Here is a 21,687-nt window from a genome sequence, read left to right on the forward strand (position 1 = left end):
TTTTATCATTTAATATACCCTTATAGGTATATAGAAACCATTATTTTTAGGAGGAATTATCAATGAACGCAGATAAAGTATTAGACGCAAAAGGATTAGCTTGTCCAATGCCGATCGTAAAAACTAGAAAAGCGATAAAAGAAATTGAATCTGGTCAAATCCTTGAAGTTCAAACTACAGATAAAGGCGCTAAGAGCGACCTGACAGCATGGGCAAAATCAACAGGACATGAATTAATTCATTCAAATGAAGAGCAGGACGTATTTACATTCTGGATTAAAAAAGGGTAACTATTTTAAGTTGATATATACCCCGCACAGTAATTAGGAGGAGATAACATGTCAGAAACAAAATCTACGAATATCATTCTTTTTAGTGGAGATTACGATAAAGCGATGGCAGCTTACATCATTGCCAATGGCGCAGCTGCATATGATCACGAGGTAACCATTTTCCATACATTCTGGGGTTTAAATGCTTTAAGGAAAGAGGAAATGGTACCTATGAAAAAAGGATTCATGGAGAAGATGTTCGGTAAAATGATGCCAAGAGGGGCAGACAAAATGGGATTATCAAACATGAATTTCATGGGTATGGGACCAAAGATGATTAAAGGTGTCATGAAGAAGCATAATGCAATGCCTTTGCCCGATTTAATTGATATGGCAAGAGAACAGGACATCAAATTGGTTGCATGTACGATGACCATGGATTTATTAGGTTTACACAAAGATGAATTATTAGAGGAAATTGAATACGCTGGTGTAGCAGCTTATTTAGCAGATGCTGAAAATGGGAATGTAAACTTATTTATCTAATTTTTTTGAATAAAAATATACCCTATAAGGTAATTGGAGGTTTTTCGTATGAACACGATTGAATCAAATTTCGTATTAGATGCAAAAGGTTTGGCATGTCCAATGCCGATTGTGAAAACAAAGAAGGCAATGAAAGACATGGAAGCAGGGCAAGTGATTGAAATACAGGCCACTGACAAAGGTTCAAAAGCAGATCTTCAAGCGTGGGCTAAAAGCACAGGTCATGATTATCTTGGAACAATTGAAGACGGTGATGTGCTCAAGCATTTTGTTCGTAAATCAAGCGGGGAAGAAGCTTTAGAACGCAAGCATAATTCAGTAACAGACAATGAAGCATTAGCAACAAAGTTAAGCGATGATGATACCGTTGTACTGGATGTTCGTGAAAAAGCGGAATACGCATTCAACCATATTCCAGGTGCGATTTCAATCCCACTCGGTGAGCTTGAACAACGTGCAGGTGATCTAAATAAAGAAAAAAATATCTTTGTCGTTTGTCGTACAGGGAATAGAAGTGACATGGCAGCACAATTATTAACAGAAAAAGGTTTTACGAACGTCATCAACGTCGTACCAGGTATGAGTGAATGGAATGGTGACGTTGAATCGGATATTAAATAAAGTCATTTATTGCATTTGATGGCTGACAGACTAATTCGTTCTGTAATCAAAAAATATAAAGAAAGAATGATCCAGGAGGGGAAAAGATGGCGGTTAAACCAATGAATTCAAAAGAAGTAGCTCAAAAAGTGATGGAAAAGGAAGGTTTATTCATTTTAGATGTTCGAAATGTTGACGCATTTGAAGATTGGAAAATTGAGGGTGAAAAATTTGAATACTTGAATATTCCTTATTTCGACCTTTTAGATGGTGTTGAAGAAATCATGGATCAACTTCCACAGGGTAAGGACATTTTAGTCGTATGTGCGAAAGAAGGTTCTTCCGTTATGGTCGCTGAAATGATTTCCGAAGAAGGAAGGGACGTTTCATACCTTGAAGGAGGTATGAAAGCTTGGAGTGAACATTTAGAACCGGTTAAAGTTGGCGACTTATCAAGTGGAGGAGAGCTCTATCAATTTGTGCGTTTAGGAAAAGGCTGTCTGTCCTACATGATTGTATCTAACGGAGAAGCAGCAGTAGTAGATGCAACTCGTATGACTGATCGCTTCATCAATTTCGCAACGGAAAAAGGCACAACGATTACACATGTATTTGATACTCACTTGCATGCCGATCATATTTCCGGGGGGAGAGGCATTGCAGAGAATACCAATGCCACTTATTGGTTGCCACCTAAGGATGCTGAAGAAGTCACCTTTGACTATGCAGCGCTTGAAGATGGAAATCAAGTGGTAATCGGTCAAACAACCATTGACATCACAGCACTTTATTCACCGGGGCATACAATAGGCTCCACCTCATTTGTAATCGACGGGAAGTATTTATTATCAGGGGATATTTTATTTGTCGATAGCATTGGACGTCCTGATCTTGCAGGAAAGGCAGAGGATTGGGTAGCTGATCTTAGAGAGAGTCTATACAAACGCTATAAAGATCTTTCTATGGACCTTACCGTTTTGCCTGCTCACTTTATGATCATTGATGAACTGAATGAAGGTGGTACAGTTGGAGAAAAGTTAGGAACGCTCTTTGCAAAGAACCACGGATTAAACATTGAGAATGAAGATGAATTCAGAAAACTAGTTTCTGAAAATCTGCCTCCACAACCAAATGCTTACCAGGAAATTCGTGAAACCAATATGGGGAAAGTAAGTCCAGATGAAGAAAGACAGCGTGAAATGGAAATTGGACCAAATCGTTGTGCTGTTCGCTAATGTAAAGATCATTTACAGATGAACAAATGGGAACTCGCTTGTTGCGGTTCCCATTTCACTAATTGAGGGGGACTTGAAATGGATTTGGCATTTATCATTACCATCTTTTTAATCGGGTTTGTCGGTTCCTATATTTCAGGAATGGTGGGGATCGGCGGGAGTATCATTAAATACCCGATGCTCCTTTACATCCCACCTTTGCTGGGGGTTGCTACGTTTTCTGCCCATGAGGTATCAGGCATTAGTGCAGTACAAGTGTTTTTTGCCACACTAGGTGGAGTTTGGGCTTACCGAAAAGGAGGCTTCTTGAATAAAACGCTCATCACATATATGGGAGTCAGTATATTAATCGGTAGCTTCGTTGGGGGATATGGATCGAAATTTATGAGTGAAGCTGGGATCAATATCGTATACGGTATCCTGGCCTTAATTGCAGCGATTATGATGTTCATTCCTAAAAAAGGTATAGATGATGTGAAATTAGAGGATGTTTCTTTTCATAAATGGTTAGCAGCCGTACTTGCCCTCATCGTTGGAATCGGTGCCGGCATTGTCGGTGCCGCAGGAGCATTCTTATTAGTTCCAATCATGCTCGTCGTTCTAAAGATTCCGACACGGATGACCATTGCTTCTTCCTTAGCTATTACGTTGATATCCTCCATCGGATCAACGATTGGAAAGATTTCGACGGGGCAAGTAGATTATGTACCAGCGATGATTATGGTGGTAGCTAGTTTAATTGCTTCCCCACTTGGAGCAATGGCAGGCAAGAAAATGAATACAAAGATACTTCAAATGATTTTAGCCCTATTAATTTTAGGAACTGCTATAAAAATATGGATGGATATCTTATAATATTTTAACAAATTGATGCTTAGTTCTACTTTACATGGCTTCTTTGGTTTCAAGAAGAGGCAGAGTAATAGAGCTAAGCATTTTTAGTTATAAATAGAATTTTCTGACTTCTATAAAAAAGTTTATACAATTGGGACTTCTTTCTGTACAATGGGGGTATGTGGACGATGATATCCAAATGATTATTATTCATGAAGGAGAGAGAGCCGTGTCAGGAGAAGAAGCCTCAAGAAAAAAAAGACTGCTTAAACAACATATTGAACATAAGCTTCAATCCGATCAAATCACATTCACAAGCAACGCAGATGGGATATTTGTATTAGACTTAGAAGGTCAGTTCATTTATGCAAATAAATCCTGTGAGTTGATAACAGGGTTAACTCCAAACCAATTGATTCAAAAAAAATTCATAGAAATTATACCCCCTACATATAAAAGCTCTACATTAACACATTTTCCTTCAGTGAAAAATGGAAGTATTCAAAACTTTGACTTTAAAATCCTGCATCGTAATGGCCATCAGATAGAAGTGAATATCACTATGTTTCCGGTGGAAATGTCAAATGAAATTATTGGCGTGTACGGTATTGCGAAAAATATTACGACTCTGAAGAGAAATGAAGAAGAACTGAAAAGAAGGGAGGAATTATATAGTAAGATGGTCGAATTCTCTCCGGATACAGTAATGGTTAATAAGAATGGGATTTGCCAGTATATCAATGAAACCGGAATCAAGTTTTTAAAAGCAAAAGATAAAGATGAAATCGTGAATCGAAAGGTAGTGGATTTTGTTCATCCAGATTACAAACAACAGGTGTTAAGAAGAATCGAGCTTCTCAATAAAGGCGAAGCCGTCATGCCCCAAATGGAAAAAATGATTTGTCTCGACGATTCGATTGTGGAAGTTGAAGTGAAAGCAATCCCTACATATTTCGAAGATGAATTGGTTTCACACGTGATGATCCGTGACCTCTCCCAGCGGAAATTAGCAGAGGAACTCATGATCAGGTCGGAGAAATTATCAGTAGCCGGTCAGCTGGCAGCAGGAATTGCCCATGAAATACGTAACCCGATCACATCCATAAAAGGCTTCTTGCAACTTATGGAGAGGGAAAATACGTATAAACAATATTATTTCGATGTTATTACGAGTGAAATGAGTAGAATAGAACTGATACTGAATGAACTCCTTTCCTTAGCTAAGCCGAGGGATTCTGATATGAAGGAGACTGATTTAGTTCTATTGATTGAGCAAGTGGTCACTCTGATTAATACAGACGCGATCATGAAAAGCATTGAGATTCATTCTAAATTTAAAAAAGAAACATGCTTCATCATCTGTGATGAAAATCAGATCAAACAGGTATTCATCAATTTTATTAAGAATGCATTAGAGGCTATGACGGTTGGTGGAATGGTTCTGATTGAACTAGAAGAAATTCATAACCAAGTATTCATCCGCTTTATTGATGAAGGAATTGGTATACCAGATGAACTATTGAAACGGATAGGGGAACCTTTTTTCACGACCAAACAGAATGGAACGGGATTAGGAATCATGGTGAGTAAGCAAATCGTCGACAATCACTTTGGAAAAGTAACGATTTCAAGTGATTCAGGGGGGACCTGTGTCGAAGTTGCCCTTCCACTCCCTGTCTTCAGTTTGTAAAAAGACGAAACCTTCATTCCAAACCAACATCTCCTCCTCAAAGGAGTCTCCATAAGAACGTAGCTAACGGTGGCTAACTGCTCGAAATCACTCCTGAAACAATTCCTCATAAAAAATAGGTCTTCTACATATTCTTCATTAATAAATCGACACTGTTATAATAGGGTAGTGAAAAGTCATTGTAACGTTTTATGAGTTCCTAACGTCTAAGGTGTAGAAAGAAATCAGACTCTAGTTGGATGAAAAAAGAAAGTTAGATGGGTACAATGGGTGAGTACTCCAAGAATCCAAGCTATTAATGATGACTAAAGCGAAAAAGGGAGAATAAAATATGAAAAAATTCATCGGAATCCTCTTACTATGTACAATACTCGTAAGCGGGATTCAGCCAGCTGCAGCTGCAGATAATGATAAAGCAAGTATTAATGAAAAATTCGGACTACCTATCGTGGTATATGGAGAAACACTAACCAGCCAACAGAAAAAAGAAGTGCAAAAGCAACTTGGAATGGATGAAGGCACTGAAGTTGAGGAGTTCACGGCAACAGGTGAAGACCTTGTGAAGTATATTGAAGGTGAAAACCGGAATGCCCGCATGTTTTCCTCTGCTATGATCACCCGTAAAGAAAAGGGTGAAGGACTTAAGGTCAATATTGTGACTCCGGATAATATTACGGAAGTAACCAATTCCATGTATTCCAATGCACTTCTGACAGCTGGAGTAGAAAATGCTGTTGTAGATGTAGCATCACCCGTAAAGGTGAGTGGCCATTCTGCATTAGTTGGTATCTATAAAGCCTATGATGTAAGTGGAGAGAAGCTTGATACCGTCAGAATGGAAGTTGCCAATGAAGAATTATCCGTCGCAACCGAACTAGCGAAAGAAGCTGGGATCGACAAGGAAGAGGTTAGTAAACTATTAACTGAGATCAAGAAGGAAATTGCTGAACAAAATCCTGCGACAAAAGAGGAAATAGAGAAAATCGTCGAAGATAAACTACAGACCCTTAACATTCAATTGAGTCCAGAGGATCGTCAATTATTAATTGACTTATTTGAAAAGATGAGATCACTTAATATTAACTTTGACAATGTCAAGCAACAGCTAGATGACCTGACGAAGGATATTCAAACCACGATTAAGGATATTGTGAACGATGAAGGATTCGGTCAAAAAGTATCTGATTTCTTTACTGGCTTACTAGAAGCAATCAAGAGCTTCTTTAAATCGATTAAAAATTTATTCGGATAAACATGAAATACTAAAGAAGACTGAGTCAATATCGACTCAGTCTTCTTTAAATTTCAAGTAGAGGAAATGTAAGGTGAACTGTTGTTCCTTTCCCTTCCTCACTATCTACAGACAAGGATCCTTTATGTTTATGCATGATTTCTTTGGCGATGGATAAACCGAGACCGTATCCTCCTGTTTCCCTGGTCCTGGAAAGGTCGGAACGAAAGAATCGTTCCCCAATTTGCGGCAAAGATTCTTTGGGAATACCGATCCCCGCATCTTGTATTTTAACAACTGCCATACCGTCTATCTCATAAGAATGTACAACAATAGAGCTTCTTTCGGGTGAATATTTTAATGCGTTATCAAGGATATTATAGAACACTTGCATGACCCTGTTGGGATCACCATGAATGATCGATTCCTCATTCAATTGATGTGAAAGATCAATTTGCTTCATATTGGCGTGAGGGCGAATAAGTTCCAATGAATCCATGACCACTTGTGAGAGCACAATCGGTTCAATATCTAATGAAAAAGAAGCATCTTCCAGCTTGTTCAATTCCAACAGTTCGGTAATTAATTTTTGCATTCGTATCGATTCTTTTTGGATCAGGTGTAAACTATCTTCGATTTCCCCAGGATTCGTTTGTACCCTGTCAGTCAGTGCCTTTGCATACCCTCCGATGTAAGTAAGGGGGGTTCGTAACTCGTGAGCAACATTAGAGAGAAATTGTCTTTTCCGATCTTCTTGATGCTGTAGGGAGTCAACCATACTATTAAAGGTCCAGGCAAGCTCGGCCATTTCATCATTTGATGAGACAGTAAGTCGTTCAGTGAAATCTCCTTTTGCCACTTTGTTTGAAAACCGCTGCATTTCCTTGACAGGTTTGAACAAGGAGTCAAGCGAAGACTGTATGATAATGAAGAGAACGAAATAAAACATTACCCCTGCCAATACCAAAATCGGTATGCCCTTACTGAAGACTTCAGTCATTTCTGCAAGAGGGATGTAAATGAATAGGTATCCCATTAATTTATCTTCATTCATAAGGGGAAAGATGGCTCCGATTACGTTCCGATTGAATTCATCAACATAGCCTTCCTTCAATATATGTTTCCCTTTCGCCAGTTCCTTTTGATCGTTATCATCAATGAGCGGCTTTTGATCAAGCAGATAAGGGAAGTTTTTTCCCAATTCATCAAGGTTTTCAACTACTGAAACTTCATAAGGGGATATGACGTTGTACCATAATATTTTGTCTTTAACATTCCCGCTTACTTCCCCGTAATGATAGTGAGCAGCTGTTCTCTGTCCTTGGTATAGAAGAGATTCTTTCACAGTCCCAATATATAAATCCTTGTATAGAAAATGAATAAATAAAAACGAAAAAACGATAGTTAAAAACAAACTGCTTAATAAAAGGAGAGAAACCTTTTTCTTGAGAGGAAGGGTTAATCGTCTCACCTTGACTCCTCAAATTTATAGCCAAGTCCCCAGACTGTTTCAATTAAATGACCGTAGCTCTTTAATTTAAGGCGTAACGTTTTAATGTGTGTGTCCACTGTGCGGTCACTGCCTTCATAGTCATTTCCCCATACACGGTCAAGAAGCTGATCCCTCTTATATACCCTTCCTTGATTACGTGCGAGAAATAAGAAAAGTTCATATTCTTTTAAAGTCAAACGTGGTGAATGATCACCGACTGATACGGTTCTAGAAGCCAAATTAAATGATACAGGACCATAGCGTTCGATCATTGACCGCTGATGCGACTGAACTCCATATGATCTTCTCAATATGGTTTCAATACGTGCAACCAGCTCTTCAGCGTTAAAAGGCTTAATCATATAGTCATCACTTCCAAGTTTAAGTCCTTTCACTTTATCCAAATCATCATCTTTAGCTGAAAGGAAAATGAAAGGAATCTGACTTTTTTCCCGCACCTCTTCTAATAATTGAAATCCATCCATAAATGGCATCATAATATCCACAATCATTAAATCAATATGTGTTTTATTCAGTTGATCAAGGGCATCCAAACCGTTCTCAGCTTCTACTGAGAAATAGTGATCCCTATTTAAATATAGTTTAATCAACTGCCTCATTTCAGGTTCATCATCCACAATCAGTATATTCCATTTTTTCATCATAACGACTCCCAACCTCGTAAATAGGAAATTACATCAAGCTTTATTATAAATATAAATAGTGAATTTTTTGTGAGTTTTTTTGTATCAATACTCTAAGCTCATTTTAACATGGATTCATGATTCATAAAAAAGGGGAGAAACCAGTTCGTTATCTTCTACTTTTTCCTTAACAGGGACATTTGCCCTTCCCATCTCCCAGCTTTTTAATAGGCTAATAAAGAGGAGTGACGAACATGCACGCATGGAGAAACACAAACAGAAAGAATTTATTGAGTCTATTGAACTCAGGCTCTGGGTTACCCAATCTTGGCACTGGGTATCAAGGTGCTATACCAGGTGGTGGGAATCCCTATGGTCAAGCTCCTGTACAAGGATCATTCTACGGACAGACACCACCAGGATCATATGGTGGTGTTCCATCAGCGTATGGTCCACAAGGATATCCGCCTTCTGGGTTTCCTCAGCAAGTCTACGGACCTCCATACCCTCAACCAGGATACGGGTTGAACCCTCTCGGAGCAGGATTAATCGGGCTTGGATTGGGGTTTTTAGGAGGGCAAATCATAAACGGACCTTTTAAGGGACCATATAAACGATATTATTATTATCTATAATTATTCAAACCGACTTTCCAAGGGAAGTCGGCTCTTTTATGTAAAGGGACACAAGTGATTGACAATATACCTACAGGGGTATATAATCGTGGTATAAGGTAATCGCTTCGGCGGAATCTCAAAGAAAAGATGAGGTGCATCAAATGGAATTTCTAGGATTAATCATTCTTGCTGTACTTATTATTCTTTATATGATGAAGAATAATGGTAAAAATCTAAACCAAATATCAGCGCAGGAATTAAAATCAATACTCGGAGATGGAGACAAGCAGTTTATTGATGTTCGTACTCCAGGAGAATACAAACGCAATCACATCAGGCACTTTAAAAATATGCCGTTACAGACTCTTCAACAACATGCTGACACTCTCTCTACAGAAAGAGAAATCATTGTCATCTGCCAAAGCGGAATGAGAAGTGCAAATGCATGTAAATTATTTAAGCAAAAAGGATTTACTAACGTAACAAATGTGAAAGGTGGAATGAATTCCTGGTTAAATTAATGGGGTTCGTTATAAATGTTTATAGTTATTGAATGGCAATTCTAAAGGAGGAGAGTTTGATTGAAAACAATTTTAGCAAATAAAGTTAATAGACGATTAGTAACTGGAGAATCATTAAATATTATCGATGTCCGTGAGGTAGCTGAAGTACGAAATGGGAAGATCCCAAGCAGTATGAATATTCCCCTTGGACTTCTGGAATTTCGTATGAATGAATTAGATAAAAAGAAAGATTACATCATAGTCTGTCAATCAGGTGGACGAAGCAGTCAGGCTGTATCATTTCTAGAGTACCAGGGATTCAATGTGACAAATATGGACGGTGGTATGAATTCATGGGAAGGGAACGTAGAATGAAGTTACTTTTGAATATCTGTTAAATACCCATGCAGGTTTAGAGTGTGGAATTTAGGATAATGTAAAATCATTAAGGTAAAATAATTATGTGGGAGGAGTTTAGGATATGACTAGGACAATAAATGAGTTATCAGCACGAGAGCTGACAAAAAAGATCATCAATGGAGATAGAATGTTTATATTGGACGTTCGACCACAAGATGCATTCGATGACTGGAAGGTTGAAGGAAAGAATGTTTCCATTATAAACAAGCCATTTAGCGAGTTGAAAAACAATCTTGAATCGATTAAAGGTACACTTTCAAAAGACGAATCAATTTATGTTATATGTGCTAAAGGGAATTCTTCGAAGAAGACTGCAGAGATGCTGGTTGATGCAGGCATGGAAAATATCCATTCAGTAGAAGGTGGCATGCAGGCATGGAGTGAACATTTAGAACCGGTTAAAATCGGCGATGTATCAGGCGGCGAGCTATACCAATTCGTAAGAATCGGAAAAGGGTGTTTATCTTATGCCATTGTTTCTAATGGGGAGGTTGCACTCGTTGACCCAGCCCGGCTGTTGGAACCTTATAAGAAATTCATACAGGAACATAGCCTCTCCGTTAAAGCCATACTTGATTCCCATCTTCATGCTGATCATATTTCGGGCGGTCGATCCTTAAGTAACGAATACAACACGCCCTATTATATACCTTCTAAAGATGCTGAAGAGGTACAATATGAGTATAAAGACTTGAATGATGATACCGTAATTCAGGTTGGGAAAACGAGCATTAAAGCTGTCTACTCACCTGGACATACAATTGGAAGCACTTCGTTTATTGTCGATAACCATTACTTGTTAACAGGAGATATTCTGTTTATCGATTCAATTGGAAGACCTGACTTAGCTGGAAAAGCAGAGGACTGGGTAGGGGATTTGAGAACAACATTGTATTCCCGGTATAAACATCTTCAAGATGATTTACTTGTCCTACCTGCACATTTTATGACTTTGGACGAGATGAATGAAAATGGTTCAGTTTCACAATCCTTAAGCGGTCTGTATAAAGAAAATCATGGGTTGAATATCGAAAATGAGGAAGAATTCAGAAAAACAGTCACAGAAAATCTTCCTTCACAACCGAATAGCTATGAGAAAATTCGTGAAACGAATATGGGGAAAATGAAACCAGAAGAAGAAGAAAAGCGTGAAATGGAAACCGGTCCTAACCGATGTGCCATACGGTAATCTGTCTATGTAGGTTGAAGAAAACATGCACCGTCTCTGAGCTTTATCAGGGTCGGTGCATGGATTGGATGAACCGAGGAAGTGAAGAGACGTGAAAGAAACACTGGAATCAAAATATATTCAACAGCATCTGGCAAATGAACGAACGTTTTTGGCATGGATTCGAACAGCCATTGCCATGATAGGAATCGGTTTTTTGACGACAAGCCTGCATTATAACTCTCTTCAGGGGAATCCCCTCCAAGATAAGATCGCCGTCAGCATCAGTGCGGTTTCAATCTTCGTTGGATTAGTCATCATCATTGGTTCAACCATTAATTATTACCGTACTAGGAAGCATATTAACACACAAACATTTACTTCATCCGATGTTTTTATTAAAATGATGGCGGCTGTCGCTACTGTCGTTCTCCTATTTGTTACCGTTTATTTTCTTTCACTAAAATAAAAGCTGCACGCAAGGGGACTAACCCTTGCGTGCAGCCTTTTTAATCTTGTTTTTGTTCATTGTAATATTGAACTGATGTCATGGCACCTTCGCTCACCATGGAATTATCCTCAATATTGGAAGGGTCAGGATTCCCACCTTTGTCTACTGGCAAATCTTCTTTTCTTCGTTTCTTGAATTTTGTAACCAATCCTTCTTTCATATTATGAAGCTGATTACGCTTATCCTTCGATGATAACATCCATCCCAGTGACCCCGCGGTTACAGTGGCTCCAACAAGTAAGGTTTTATTTACTTTCATGCTACTTTCCTCCATTCGGGTATATCGTTATTTGGTATGTTCAATGTTTTCCCCGTTCACATGAAAATAAACATTACGGCTTGAAGTTAGCTTAGCTAAGTGAAAGAGTGGACAACACAATCATTCTAGTTGAAAATAAACGTAGATGTTAAATCAAGAGAGGATGTAGTAAATGGAGGAACTTTCAAACAAAACCGTCATTGGATTTATCGGAACTGGTGTAATGGGTAAGAGTATGGCTAGTCATATTCAGAAAGCCGGATTCCCGCTGGTACTATTTAACCGTACAAAAGAAAAGGCAAAGGAATTGATTCATAACGGAGCAAAATGGGCCGATACACCAAAGGAAGTGGCGGAAGCTTCGGATATTGTCATAACAATCGTAGGCTACCCTTCTGATGTAGAAGACTTATATCTTGGAGAGAGTGGGATCCTTCATCATTTAAAACCTAATTCCCTAGCCATAGATATGACCACTTCTTCTCCCGAATTAGCAGAAAAAATTTCCAAATCCGCAATGGATAAGGGGATCTATACATTAGATGCACCAGTTTCCGGTGGTGACATAGGAGCAAAGGAAGCAAGACTTTCCATCATGGTAGGTGGAGACGAGAAAGCGTACAGATCCGCCAAACCTCTCTTAGATCTTTTAGGCTCAAATGTCGTTTATCAAGGGAAAGCAGGCGCAGGACAACATACGAAGATGTGTAATCAAATCACCATTGCATCGAATATGGTGGGTGTCAGTGAAGCCCTTCTCTATGCAAAGAATTCTGGCTTGAATCCGCAACAAGTTTTAAAGAGTATCACATCAGGGGCTGCAGGAAGTTGGTCACTTAGCAATCTGGTTCCACGGATGATTGATGAAGATTATGCACCAGGCTTTTATGTGAAGCATTTTATAAAAGATCTCAAAATCGCCCTTGACTCAGCGAAAGACATGGGTCTACGCACACCCGGTCTGGAACTAGCCCTGTCATTATATGAGGAACTGGCTCTAAATGGCGGAGAAAATAGCGGAACACAGGCTCTGATTACATTATTGGAAGAATCCACCGATTAAATCTCCCTACCATTTTTACTTCAAGCAACAAAAAGGGGCTGGGACAAAAGGGTTTTAGCCAAATAAAATATCCTAGCGTTCATTCGAAATTCATTCCTGAAAATCGAAAATGTTCGGATTTTTCTGACCAAGGAAAGCGAAGTTTTGCACGGAAATCAACAGCGGTGTCACAAGAGATCCTATCATGGTCTTTTATTCTGATTGTTCGTCTTTAGATTATATTGATATTGTTATGTCACAGCCTCTTTTTGTTCATTTCTGTTTTTATGAAATTGGGTGCCTTTTTGAATAATCGATTCTCTTCATCATACTTAAGCAGAAAATGGAAATAATAAATCGAAGGATGATTAACGAAGGTAGGGTGAGTCTCTTGAAGAGAAAATCAGTAAAAAAAGTGTCTACAATAATATATATGTGTGGTTCATTCATGACATTAGCTGCATTCTTAGTCTCTTATTTCCAGACAAAAACCATCATTAAAACCATTAAGAAATATAGTCCTTATCATTAGGTTATTGGTTGCAATATTGTCCTATAACTTAGACAATGAGATGGAAGACAAGTAAGGAGGGAATACCATTGAAGTTAACCGGGAAAAAAGTCATTCAATTAGTAAGTGCAGATTTCGAAGACCTTGAATTGTGGTATCCAGTCTTGCGCTTGCGAGAAGAAGGAGCGGCAGTACATATTGTTGGCGAAGAGGCAAATCAAGAATATATTGGTAAATATGGCGTTCCAATTGTTTCAGAATACGCATTTAATGAAATTGATCCAGAAGACTATGATGCAATACTTGTCCCTGGAGGGTGGTCACCGGACAAGCTCCGTCGCTACGGAGAGGTCATCTCAATGGTTCAATCAATGAATACTAAGAAGAAGCCAATCGGGCAAATCTGCCATGCGGGATGGGTGCTGATTTCAGCCAACATTCTTAAAGGTGTAAAAGTGACCAGCACACCGGGTATTAAAGATGATATGGAAAACGCAGGAGCAACGTGGGTGAATGAACCGGTCGTCACTGATGGCCACATCGTCTCCAGTCGAAGACCTCCTGATCTACCTGATTATATGAGGGAATTCATTGACGTATTGGCGAAATAAATACCAATTGTAAAAGGAAGGGTTCACGTCAAGCTGACTAGAACCCTTCCTTTTTGTTTATATCTTCTTTTCTCGTTTATTCCGATCACGTACTCTGTTAAAGAAAGTTTGTTTAACGGATTGATGAGTCGTGATGGCTGCCCCCGTGGCGATAAATCCATTTGCGATGCCGTTTAAATCAAAGCCTAATGTCCAACCACTGACTACCACACCAACACCCAATAAGATCCAGATGATCACCCAATCAGGTACGTGTGGAGTCCTTTTGAATGCATACCCTAATACCAACAGAATGGGAACGAGAAGGGTTACTTGTGGGTCAATGGCAATACCGTTTAATACGTTCTCAATCATTTTAGTTCACTCCTATTATGGAAAAATGACTTCTATAAAGTTTATTGGACAACAACGAGTTTCATGACAACCTATATAAGAAGATTTCAGAGGAGGAGTTTGAAACTATTTATAAAATGTGCGGAATTGTGACCTTTAAAGTGACATGGGAAATGTTCAGTGATATTATATTGATTGACCTATAATGAAAAGGAGCTGTTAGAAATGGCAAAAAAAGGATACATACAATTTCAAACAGGTGAAAAAATCGAGTTTGATTTATTTCCAAATGAGGCACCTGGAACTGTAGCAAATTTTGAAAAACTAGCAAATGAAGGATTCTACAACGGCTTAAGCTTCCACCGTGTTATCCCAGGTTTCGTAAGTCAAGGCGGTTGTCCAAATGGAAATGGTATGGGGGGTCCTGGTTACACAATCAAATGTGAAACAGAAGGAAATCCACATAAACATGAAGAAGGTTCTTTATCCATGGCACATGCAGGTAAAGATACAGGCGGAAGCCAGTTCTTCATCGTACACGCGCCACAGCCACACTTAGACGGTGTCCATACCGTTTTCGGAAAAGTCACTTCAGGAATAGACATCGCTAAATCAATGAAAAACGGCGACGTAATGGAGAAAATGGAAGTATTTGATGCATAATTGCTAGAGGGACGGACCATCGTTCTTTCTCACCTATTTGAATGCATTATTTCTAATGATTTGAATCAATAGTTGAAAAGATTCAAATGATGGTGTATTATACTAATACAGGCTGCGTTGTACGTAATCATAACGAAGTTTTAACCTTTAAACTGTAATAGGGAGTTTTACATTGAAGTTGGAATGTCAAGCCTCCACGAATTGAGGACGACAGGAAACCTTCTGCAAACACCCACTTTGAGGAGTGGTGGTTTAAAACTTTCTTATATCAAATTACGGCAAATGTGGCTCCTAACATTAGTATCTCAAGTCAGTTCCCAATCGGGGGCTGGCTTTTTCATTTTGGAATTCTCGATGATGATTGTAATTGATGGGGAAATGCAGCTCTAGTGTACTTAGATCAAAAAAGGCGGGATTCCAAAATTAGAATCCCGCCTTTTAATTATATATCGAGGCCCCTCCCGTCCGTACATGGTTAAGTGTCCCGCAACAAGCGAATGTTCGGGAGGGGCAAGTTAACTTTACCACGACCGAAGACAATTAGCAAAGTGACTTATCTTAGTACTCCTTGCTTTGTTAAATACTGATCAATGTCTAGAAAGTCTTTCACTTCAATAAATGGTGTCTTGGTTTCCTTAAGAATTTCCGGTAAAGCTTTCATGGCAAAGGTGACATCTGCTACTTTTGCAGGGTGGCTATCAGGCTCGCTGTCACCTGCAAAGTAAATGGTGTCATACTCTTCCTTTAACATTGTAATTACCTTCGACTTGTCGATCCCATATCTCTCAGAGTAATGAGGATGTTCAGGATCAATCTTCATATGTACATTTTTTTCTTTATAAAATCCTTCATTTGAGTAGACCTTTACATTGGTTATTCCATGCTGTTTAAGGAGGTGATGGATGTAATAGTCCGTCCCTGCACTTAAAATATAGAAGACTCCTCCTTGTGCCTGGACTTTACGAATGAACGTAGAGATGTGTCCATCTAACTCGATGGAATGAATGTCTTGAATAATTTGACTTTCGTTTTGGTGAATGGATGTGAATACTTGGGATAAAAACTCAATATCTTTCAAACCGCCAGACTTCCATTGTGTGTAGAGTTCTTTTCCTTCTGCAAAGTATTTCTCCAAAACGAGATGATAGAAATCCTTCTTAGAGATGGTTCCATCAAAGTCCGATACAAATGCCCATTTATTCATATCAAAGCCTCCTTACAAATAGTTTAATCGATTGTAACATGAAAATAGAGGAGGAAGAAAAAGAACTACCGAGAGTACCATAATTATATTATGTAAACAAATAGTCGTTTAAAAAAGTCACCTCGCTCTTACAGCAGGGTGACCACACATTATTTCTTCATGTTTTTTACAAATTCTTTCATAATTTCTGGTGTTCGTTTAGCTTCTTGAACCATATGATTGATGGCCGTTTTCTTATACTCAATATCTCCCTGAATCTCACCTTGGGTTTCCTGGAGCTGAGTGGCTTCAGAAGAGATTTTATCCATACTGGATTGAATGCTTGCCACAGTATGATTCATTTCATTTACAATAGGTCTTGTTGTCTTGACCGTTTTCATTAGCGAAACAGCTAACATACCGATGGCAATCACAATTAATCCAATACTTACATATAGAATCCACATTTTTAGGTTCACCTCAAATTATGTTGTTTATAGTTATATTCCCTAAAAATGTTGAAAATAACGGATGAAATTATTTTATTTCCTGGTTTACTATTACTCTCATTGCTTGTAATCTAAACTATAAGTTCGATAAATAGAATCGGAGAGGGAGAGACGCAGATGATTAAAGCCATAATGTTTGATCTAGATGATACTTTATTGTGGGACTCTAAAAGTATTGAAGAAGCCTTTAAGGCGACTTGCCTTCATGCACGAACGAAAGTGGAAGTCGATCCCGATACGCTGGAGCTACGTGTCAGAGAAGCCGCAAAGAAGCTTTATGCAAGTTATGATACATATGAATTTACACAGAATATTGGAATCAACCCGTTCGAAGGACTTTGGGGTGATTTCCTGGATACACATGATGATCGATTCCAGAAAATGAAGGAAATCGTTCCTTCATACCGTAGAAAAGCCTGGATCAAAGGTTTAGAGACCATGGGCATTTCCGATGCAGAACTGGGGGAAGAATTGTCCGAAAGGTTTCGCACAGAAAGAAAGCAACGGCCATATGTATATGAGGATACGTTTCAAGTATTAGATGAGGTTAAGGAGAAGTTCCAACTAATATTATTAACGAATGGCTCTCCCCATTTGCAGAATACGAAGCTTGATAAGACCCCTGAACTGCTCCCTTACTTTAATGAGATTATTATTTCAGGGGATATAGGTAAAGGGAAGCCAGATAGTGCGATGTTCCAGCACGCTTTAAGAAGGTTGCAGCTTCAAAAAGACGAAGTCATCATGGTGGGGGACAATTTACAAACAGACATTCTCGGGGCATCACGACTTGGCATTAAAACCGTTTGGATTAATCGTCGTCAGCAAAGACCTCAAGAAGTCATCCCTGATTACGAAGTGAAAGAGCTGCAAGAAGTGCTCGAGATTGTCACTAACATCAATTAAAGACAAAAGAGCCTTGGTCGTTAGTCCGACGGAATGCATAGCCATTCCCCTCACCATCTATCGACACTCATTGACAGAGACTAGGCACCTCATATGATAGAAAACAAAAATTTTCGAAAAAAGAGGGGGATTCGAATGGCAAAAGGAATGCATCAAATTGATGTGGATGCATCACGAGCAAATGTATGGGAGTTTATTCGTGATATGAATGCTTGGGCACCCCTCGTTCCTGGATATAAGGGGCACACCATTTTGTCGGATGTTCATTCCACGTGGACATTCACCATTCATTATGGTGTGATGAGGAAAAAGCTTCATGTAAACGTTTTGATAACGGAATGGAAGGAACCCACCAAAGTGAAGTTTACCTTAAATGGGATAAATCAACATTTCACTGGAGAGGGATTTTTCAACTCTCAAGAAGTAAATGATCGCACAAGTAGAATGACGGGAAGTTTAGAAATTGAAGCCACCAGTTCAATTGGAAAGCTGCTTCAATCTACATTTGATAAAATGGTCATTGACCTCACGAAAGAACTGACCGAAGCCGTTGGAAGAGCCATTGAGAAGAAGTCATAAGTCATTACATCATATCCTTTTGTAAAGGCTCTTTTCGCAAAGATTGTTGTTTTCTAAACATAGGAGTTGCTGCCAAGGCTCTGTCTATGAGTGAATGCGATAGATGGTGAGGGGAACGGCTTCGCTTTCCGGCGGACGAACGGCCAAGCCTCCTCAGCTGCGCTTCCGGGGTCTCGGCACGCCCGTTTTTCCGCAGGAGTCTACGCCGTTCCCCTCACCATCTACAAGAGATGTCTTGACAGAGCTTACTAGTGAAAAAGACGAATGAAATGGTATCTTACTACTCAAGCTACCATCAACTACTGCACACGTTGAAAAATGATGTTTTCTAGCCGTGTACGACAGTAGATTAATCCTCCATACCTAGAAAGTTGATTTACGCTGCAGGTGCTCGACTCCTGCGGGAATTGCGGGAAAGTTGAGACCCCACAGGGCAAAGCCCGAGGAGGCTCAACTCACGCCCCGCGGAAAGCGAGCACCTGCAGCGGAAATCAACTAGCACTCGCTACCTTCAATAGCAACAAAGTTTACGAAAAGAGCCTTTGTAAAAGACATTCAGCTTCAAAGACAGTCTGTGTGCTATAATGTACTGTTTATAAGGAAGAGAATTACTAGATAAATAAGAACTACATACACTAAAAAAGCAGAAAGAACATTTGTTAAACGAAAAAAGGGGTCATACCATGCAAAAGCTTCAACAACTTCGAGAAGAAGCCATCGAGGAATCAAAACAAAAAATCGAGGATGATATTAGTTCCTTCTTGGTGAAACATGAACACTGTCCATCATTTGAGGATTACGTGATAAATAGAAAGGCGTATTTCCATCAAGTATGGTTGAATAGTTGGCTTAACAAAGTGACGAACGATGTCCTTCGAAGTCATAAGAAAGCATTTCTAAGAGAGAAAGGCTATGATATCGAAGGAACGGATAAGAAACTGATCAATAAATTGTTTCGAAATGAAATCAGGGATTACCACCCATTTCATATACTAGTTTGGTTAAAGGAAAACCCACCGACTGAAGACGAGTGGAAGGTGCGCCATCAGCGTGAAAGGCAGACCTTTCTTAAGAAAAATAAAGAGAGGAAGCAGGCAGGTCTCCAAAAAGAAATTCAAAAAGAAATTCTATCCTTCATTCAAGATCAATTGGATAAACGTGAACGCAAGTGGTATGTGGAATTGCGCTTTCTCTTAGCCAAAAAACTTATCCATGATATCAACATAAAAACGAAATATCGACCAATTGAACCATATTTACTGGAAGAGAAATTAGAAGAGGATGGTACCTTCTCAAGTGACTCCTTCACAACGGTATCGGACTTCCTACAGGAATTCACCGGTTCCATTCACAAAAAGAACGAACATTGGGACGGACATGGATGGGAATATGAAACCTATTTCTTTCCATATGAGCGATTTGTCTTCTATCACTCTGAGCAGGTTGTCTATCGATCTCTCTTTCAACATATACCTGATGCATTACTGACTGCTTATGAGAATGCATATGGACAGAGGCTTTCAGAAGAACGATTGAGCAGACTTAGTCATCACTTTCTCCTCACATTAAAATCTTCGTTCTTCAATCTCATTCAAGAGGAATATGTGGCCGATTTAAAGAAACTTGCGGAAGTTCCGTATGATTTGGAAACTCATCTTTCAATATATGAGAGAGATGTCTTGGAGCAGGAGAATAGAAAGGCTGCTGAATTAGCAGAGTTAAAGCGGAAACAAGAAGAACAAGAACGCATTCTTGAAGACATTTTCGGACGGGAATACAGCCCCTCATTTCGAGGAGATATCAAATATATTCTTCATATAGGTGAAACGAATACTGGAAAAACCCATTATGCAATCAATCGGATGAAACAGGCTCAGACCGGTTTGTATTTAGCACCACTTCGTCTTCTAGCACTGGAAGTTTTCGATACTTTAAATGCTGGTGGAATCCCTTGTAATTTAAAAACAGGGGAAGAGGAAAAAGAAATGCCCTCAGCAAAACATGTCTCCTCCACAGTAGAAATGTTCCGTGAAAAAGACGAATATGACGTGATTGTAATCGATGAAGCCCAAATGCTGGCCGATAAGGATAGAGGTTTCTCTTGGTACAAGGCCATTACAAAAGCGAACGCGAAAGAAGTCCATATCATCGGAAGTGAAAATGTACGTGAGCTTCTACTGGAATTAGTAGGAGAAGGGCAAATGGAAATCCATAACTATAAAAGAGAGATCCCTTTACAAGTGGAACCAAAGGAATTTCAACTCCGTCATGCAAAAAAAGGGGATGCGGTTGTTTGTTTTTCACGAAAGAAAGTATTGGACACAGCTTCGAGATTACAGAATAACGGTCATAAAGTCAGCATGATTTATGGTAGTATGCCTCCTGAGACGAGAAGGAAACAAATGATGCAATTCATCAATGGGAAAACAGATCTAATCGTTTCTACAGATGCAATCGGTATGGGTCTAAACTTACCTATACGGAGAATCGTCTTTCTGGAAACAGAGAAATTTGACGGAACTAGAAGAAGGAGGCTGACTTCACAAGAAGTTAAGCAAATTGCGGGAAGAGCAGGGAGGAAAGGCCTGTATAATGAGGGTAAGGTCGCTTTCACAAGGGATATCAAGGTGATGAAGCATCTCCTAGAACAAGATGATCAATCTCTTGAAACGTTTGCCATTGCCCCTACGAGTGGTGTATTTGAACGATTCCAACGGTATCATCATGACCTGGATACGTTTTTTTATTTATGGGAAAAGTTCAAAAGTCCTTTTGGAACAGAGAAGTCTTCACTTTTTGAAGAAAGAGAATTATATACGTTAATCCGTGATACAGATATTGAAGCTAAACTCTCGTTAAATGACCTATATGGCTTTTTGCATCTTCCATTCTCAAAAAAAGAGGCTCAGTTAACCGAGCAGTGGCTAGAGTGTATGTATGCCATCGTAAACGGAGACGAATTACCTGAACCAAGAATAAAGAATCAAAATCTTGAACAGAAAGAGGTTTCCTATAAATCTGTTGGGTTGCACCTCTTATTCCTATACCGTTTGGGAAGACAGACCGAAGCATACTACTGGGAGCGAATTAGAAGTGAAATTGCTGATGGGGTGCATGAAAGCCTTAGGACAGAGGTCACAAGTCTAACGCAAACCTGTAAGCAATGTGGAAAGAAACTTCCACCGAATTTCGGATTCCCAATTTGTGATCGATGTCACGGAGTCAGAGTGAAGAGAAGGACGAGGAGAAAACCTCCGAAATATTGATTCATGAGCATATTTCACGAATAATGGAACAGGTTGTGTTACGATACGTTACGAAATGAAAA

General features: G+C 39.2%; 25 protein-coding genes and 1 other RNA gene. 20 read left to right on the forward strand and 6 right to left on the reverse strand.

Going from position 1 to position 21,687, the window contains the following annotated elements; all coding sequences use genetic code 11:
- Nucleotides 1–62 precede the first annotated feature (62 nt).
- From FGG79_RS04175 to FGG79_RS04205, 7 genes are all read left to right on the forward strand, one after another.
- Nucleotides 63–290 (forward strand): sulfurtransferase TusA family protein, encoded by a 228-nt coding sequence (locus FGG79_RS04175; protein ID WP_138776483.1) that lies wholly within the window; start codon nucleotides 63–65, stop codon nucleotides 288–290.
- A 48-nt stretch (nucleotides 291–338) separates the two neighbouring features.
- A complete protein-coding gene (locus FGG79_RS04180; protein ID WP_138776484.1) occupies nucleotides 339–818 on the forward strand; it encodes a DsrE/DsrF/DrsH-like family protein in 480 nt (159 codons plus the stop codon).
- Nucleotides 819–866: 48 nt separating this feature from the next.
- Entirely contained in the window at nucleotides 867–1,439 is a 573-nt protein-coding gene (locus FGG79_RS04185; RefSeq protein ID WP_138776485.1) for a sulfurtransferase TusA family protein, read from the forward strand.
- 86 nt (nucleotides 1,440–1,525) lie between these two features.
- On the forward strand, nucleotides 1,526–2,653 hold the full coding sequence (locus tag FGG79_RS04190) for an MBL fold metallo-hydrolase (protein ID WP_138776486.1): 1,128 nt from the start codon (nucleotides 1,526–1,528) through the stop codon (nucleotides 2,651–2,653).
- Between the two features lie 78 nt (nucleotides 2,654–2,731).
- Entirely contained in the window at nucleotides 2,732–3,508 is a 777-nt protein-coding gene (locus FGG79_RS04195) for a sulfite exporter TauE/SafE family protein (RefSeq protein WP_138776487.1), read from the forward strand.
- 208 nt (nucleotides 3,509–3,716) lie between these two features.
- Nucleotides 3,717–5,177 (forward strand): PAS domain S-box protein, encoded by a 1,461-nt coding sequence (locus FGG79_RS04200; protein ID WP_171050793.1) that lies wholly within the window; start codon nucleotides 3,717–3,719, stop codon nucleotides 5,175–5,177.
- A gap of 331 nt (nucleotides 5,178–5,508) precedes the next feature.
- Nucleotides 5,509–6,429 (forward strand): DUF1002 domain-containing protein, encoded by a 921-nt coding sequence (locus tag FGG79_RS04205; protein WP_138776489.1) that lies wholly within the window; start codon nucleotides 5,509–5,511, stop codon nucleotides 6,427–6,429.
- Nucleotides 6,430–6,475: 46 nt separating this feature from the next.
- On the opposite strand, the gene FGG79_RS04210 is transcribed toward FGG79_RS04205, so the two are convergent.
- Nucleotides 6,476–7,879: a sensor histidine kinase gene (locus FGG79_RS04210; protein WP_171050794.1), complete on the reverse strand. Its 1,404-nt coding sequence runs from the start codon at nucleotides 7,877–7,879 to the stop codon at nucleotides 6,476–6,478.
- Nucleotides 7,876–8,562, reverse strand: coding sequence for a response regulator transcription factor (locus tag FGG79_RS04215; protein WP_138776491.1), 687 nt, complete (start codon nucleotides 8,560–8,562; stop codon nucleotides 7,876–7,878). Before FGG79_RS04215 ends, FGG79_RS04210 begins: the two co-directional genes overlap by 4 nt.
- 236 nt (nucleotides 8,563–8,798) lie before the next feature.
- Between FGG79_RS04215 and FGG79_RS04220 the strand changes: the two genes are divergently transcribed.
- The 5 genes from FGG79_RS04220 to FGG79_RS04240 all read left to right on the forward strand — a co-directional run bounded on the left by FGG79_RS04220 (nucleotide 8,799) and on the right by FGG79_RS04240 (nucleotide 11,721).
- Nucleotides 8,799–9,179: a hypothetical protein gene (locus tag FGG79_RS04220; RefSeq protein ID WP_138776492.1), complete on the forward strand. Its 381-nt coding sequence runs from the start codon at nucleotides 8,799–8,801 to the stop codon at nucleotides 9,177–9,179.
- Nucleotides 9,180–9,322: 143 nt separating this feature from the next.
- Nucleotides 9,323–9,682 carry a rhodanese-like domain-containing protein gene (locus tag FGG79_RS04225; RefSeq protein ID WP_138776493.1) on the forward strand — a complete coding sequence of 120 codons (360 nt, stop codon included), beginning with the start codon at nucleotides 9,323–9,325 and terminating at the stop codon, nucleotides 9,680–9,682.
- Between the two features lie 60 nt (nucleotides 9,683–9,742).
- A complete protein-coding gene (locus FGG79_RS04230; RefSeq protein ID WP_138776494.1) occupies nucleotides 9,743–10,039 on the forward strand; it encodes a rhodanese-like domain-containing protein in 297 nt (98 codons plus the stop codon).
- A 106-nt stretch (nucleotides 10,040–10,145) separates the two neighbouring features.
- Nucleotides 10,146–11,273, forward strand: coding sequence for an MBL fold metallo-hydrolase (locus tag FGG79_RS04235; protein ID WP_138776495.1), 1,128 nt, complete (start codon nucleotides 10,146–10,148; stop codon nucleotides 11,271–11,273).
- Nucleotides 11,274–11,364: 91 nt separating this feature from the next.
- Entirely contained in the window at nucleotides 11,365–11,721 is a 357-nt protein-coding gene (locus tag FGG79_RS04240; RefSeq protein WP_138776496.1) for a YidH family protein, read from the forward strand.
- 40 nt (nucleotides 11,722–11,761) lie between these two features.
- Here FGG79_RS04240 and FGG79_RS04245 read toward each other — a convergent pair whose 3' ends face one another.
- The gene (locus FGG79_RS04245; RefSeq protein ID WP_138776497.1) at nucleotides 11,762–12,022 is read right to left on the reverse strand and encodes a hypothetical protein; all 261 of its coding nucleotides are present in this window, start codon (nucleotides 12,020–12,022) and stop codon (nucleotides 11,762–11,764) included.
- A gap of 172 nt (nucleotides 12,023–12,194) precedes the next feature.
- Here FGG79_RS04245 and FGG79_RS04250 point away from each other — a divergent pair, with 172 nt between their 5' ends.
- Nucleotides 12,195–13,085, forward strand: a complete 891-nt coding sequence (locus FGG79_RS04250) for an NAD(P)-dependent oxidoreductase (protein ID WP_138776498.1) — start codon at nucleotides 12,195–12,197, stop codon at nucleotides 13,083–13,085.
- 579 nt (nucleotides 13,086–13,664) lie between these two features.
- Nucleotides 13,665–14,186 (forward strand): type 1 glutamine amidotransferase domain-containing protein, encoded by a 522-nt coding sequence (locus FGG79_RS04255; protein WP_138776499.1) that lies wholly within the window; start codon nucleotides 13,665–13,667, stop codon nucleotides 14,184–14,186.
- 57 nt (nucleotides 14,187–14,243) lie between these two features.
- On the opposite strand, the gene FGG79_RS04260 is transcribed toward FGG79_RS04255, so the two are convergent.
- Nucleotides 14,244–14,540, reverse strand: coding sequence for a phage holin family protein (locus FGG79_RS04260; RefSeq protein ID WP_138776500.1), 297 nt, complete (start codon nucleotides 14,538–14,540; stop codon nucleotides 14,244–14,246).
- 204 nt (nucleotides 14,541–14,744) lie between these two features.
- Here FGG79_RS04260 and FGG79_RS04265 point away from each other — a divergent pair, with 204 nt between their 5' ends.
- Both FGG79_RS04265 and ssrS read left to right on the forward strand, forming a co-directional pair.
- Nucleotides 14,745–15,182, forward strand: a complete 438-nt coding sequence (locus FGG79_RS04265) for a peptidylprolyl isomerase (RefSeq protein WP_138776501.1) — start codon at nucleotides 14,745–14,747, stop codon at nucleotides 15,180–15,182.
- Between the two features lie 106 nt (nucleotides 15,183–15,288).
- Nucleotides 15,289–15,477, forward strand: a non-coding RNA gene (gene ssrS / locus FGG79_RS04270) — 6S RNA.
- A 258-nt stretch (nucleotides 15,478–15,735) separates the two neighbouring features.
- Here the strand turns inward: ssrS and FGG79_RS04275 are convergent.
- Both FGG79_RS04275 and FGG79_RS04280 read right to left on the reverse strand, forming a co-directional pair.
- A complete protein-coding gene (locus tag FGG79_RS04275) occupies nucleotides 15,736–16,386 on the reverse strand; it encodes an MtnX-like HAD-IB family phosphatase (protein WP_138776502.1) in 651 nt (216 codons plus the stop codon).
- 149 nt (nucleotides 16,387–16,535) lie between these two features.
- A complete protein-coding gene (locus FGG79_RS04280) occupies nucleotides 16,536–16,832 on the reverse strand; it encodes a DUF948 domain-containing protein (protein WP_138776503.1) in 297 nt (98 codons plus the stop codon).
- A 159-nt stretch (nucleotides 16,833–16,991) separates the two neighbouring features.
- Between FGG79_RS04280 and FGG79_RS04285 the strand changes: the two genes are divergently transcribed.
- The 4 genes from FGG79_RS04285 (at nucleotide 16,992) to FGG79_RS04295 (ending at nucleotide 21,625) form a co-directional block, all read left to right on the forward strand.
- Nucleotides 16,992–17,780: an HAD family hydrolase gene (locus FGG79_RS04285; RefSeq protein ID WP_138776504.1), complete on the forward strand. Its 789-nt coding sequence runs from the start codon at nucleotides 16,992–16,994 to the stop codon at nucleotides 17,778–17,780.
- Nucleotides 17,781–17,915: 135 nt separating this feature from the next.
- Nucleotides 17,916–18,359 (forward strand): SRPBCC family protein, encoded by a 444-nt coding sequence (locus tag FGG79_RS04290; protein WP_171050795.1) that lies wholly within the window; start codon nucleotides 17,916–17,918, stop codon nucleotides 18,357–18,359.
- Nucleotides 18,360–18,462: 103 nt separating this feature from the next.
- Entirely contained in the window at nucleotides 18,463–18,627 is a 165-nt protein-coding gene (locus FGG79_RS21670) for a hypothetical protein (protein WP_171050796.1), read from the forward strand.
- Nucleotides 18,628–19,042: 415 nt separating this feature from the next.
- Entirely contained in the window at nucleotides 19,043–21,625 is a 2,583-nt protein-coding gene (locus FGG79_RS04295) for a DEAD/DEAH box helicase (RefSeq protein WP_138776506.1), read from the forward strand.
- The last annotated feature ends 62 nt before the right edge of the window (nucleotides 21,626–21,687 follow it).

Source organism: Bacillus sp. BHET2 (genome assembly GCF_005938125.1).
Taxonomy (GTDB): Bacteria; Bacillota; Bacilli; order Bacillales; family Bacillaceae_B; genus Rossellomorea.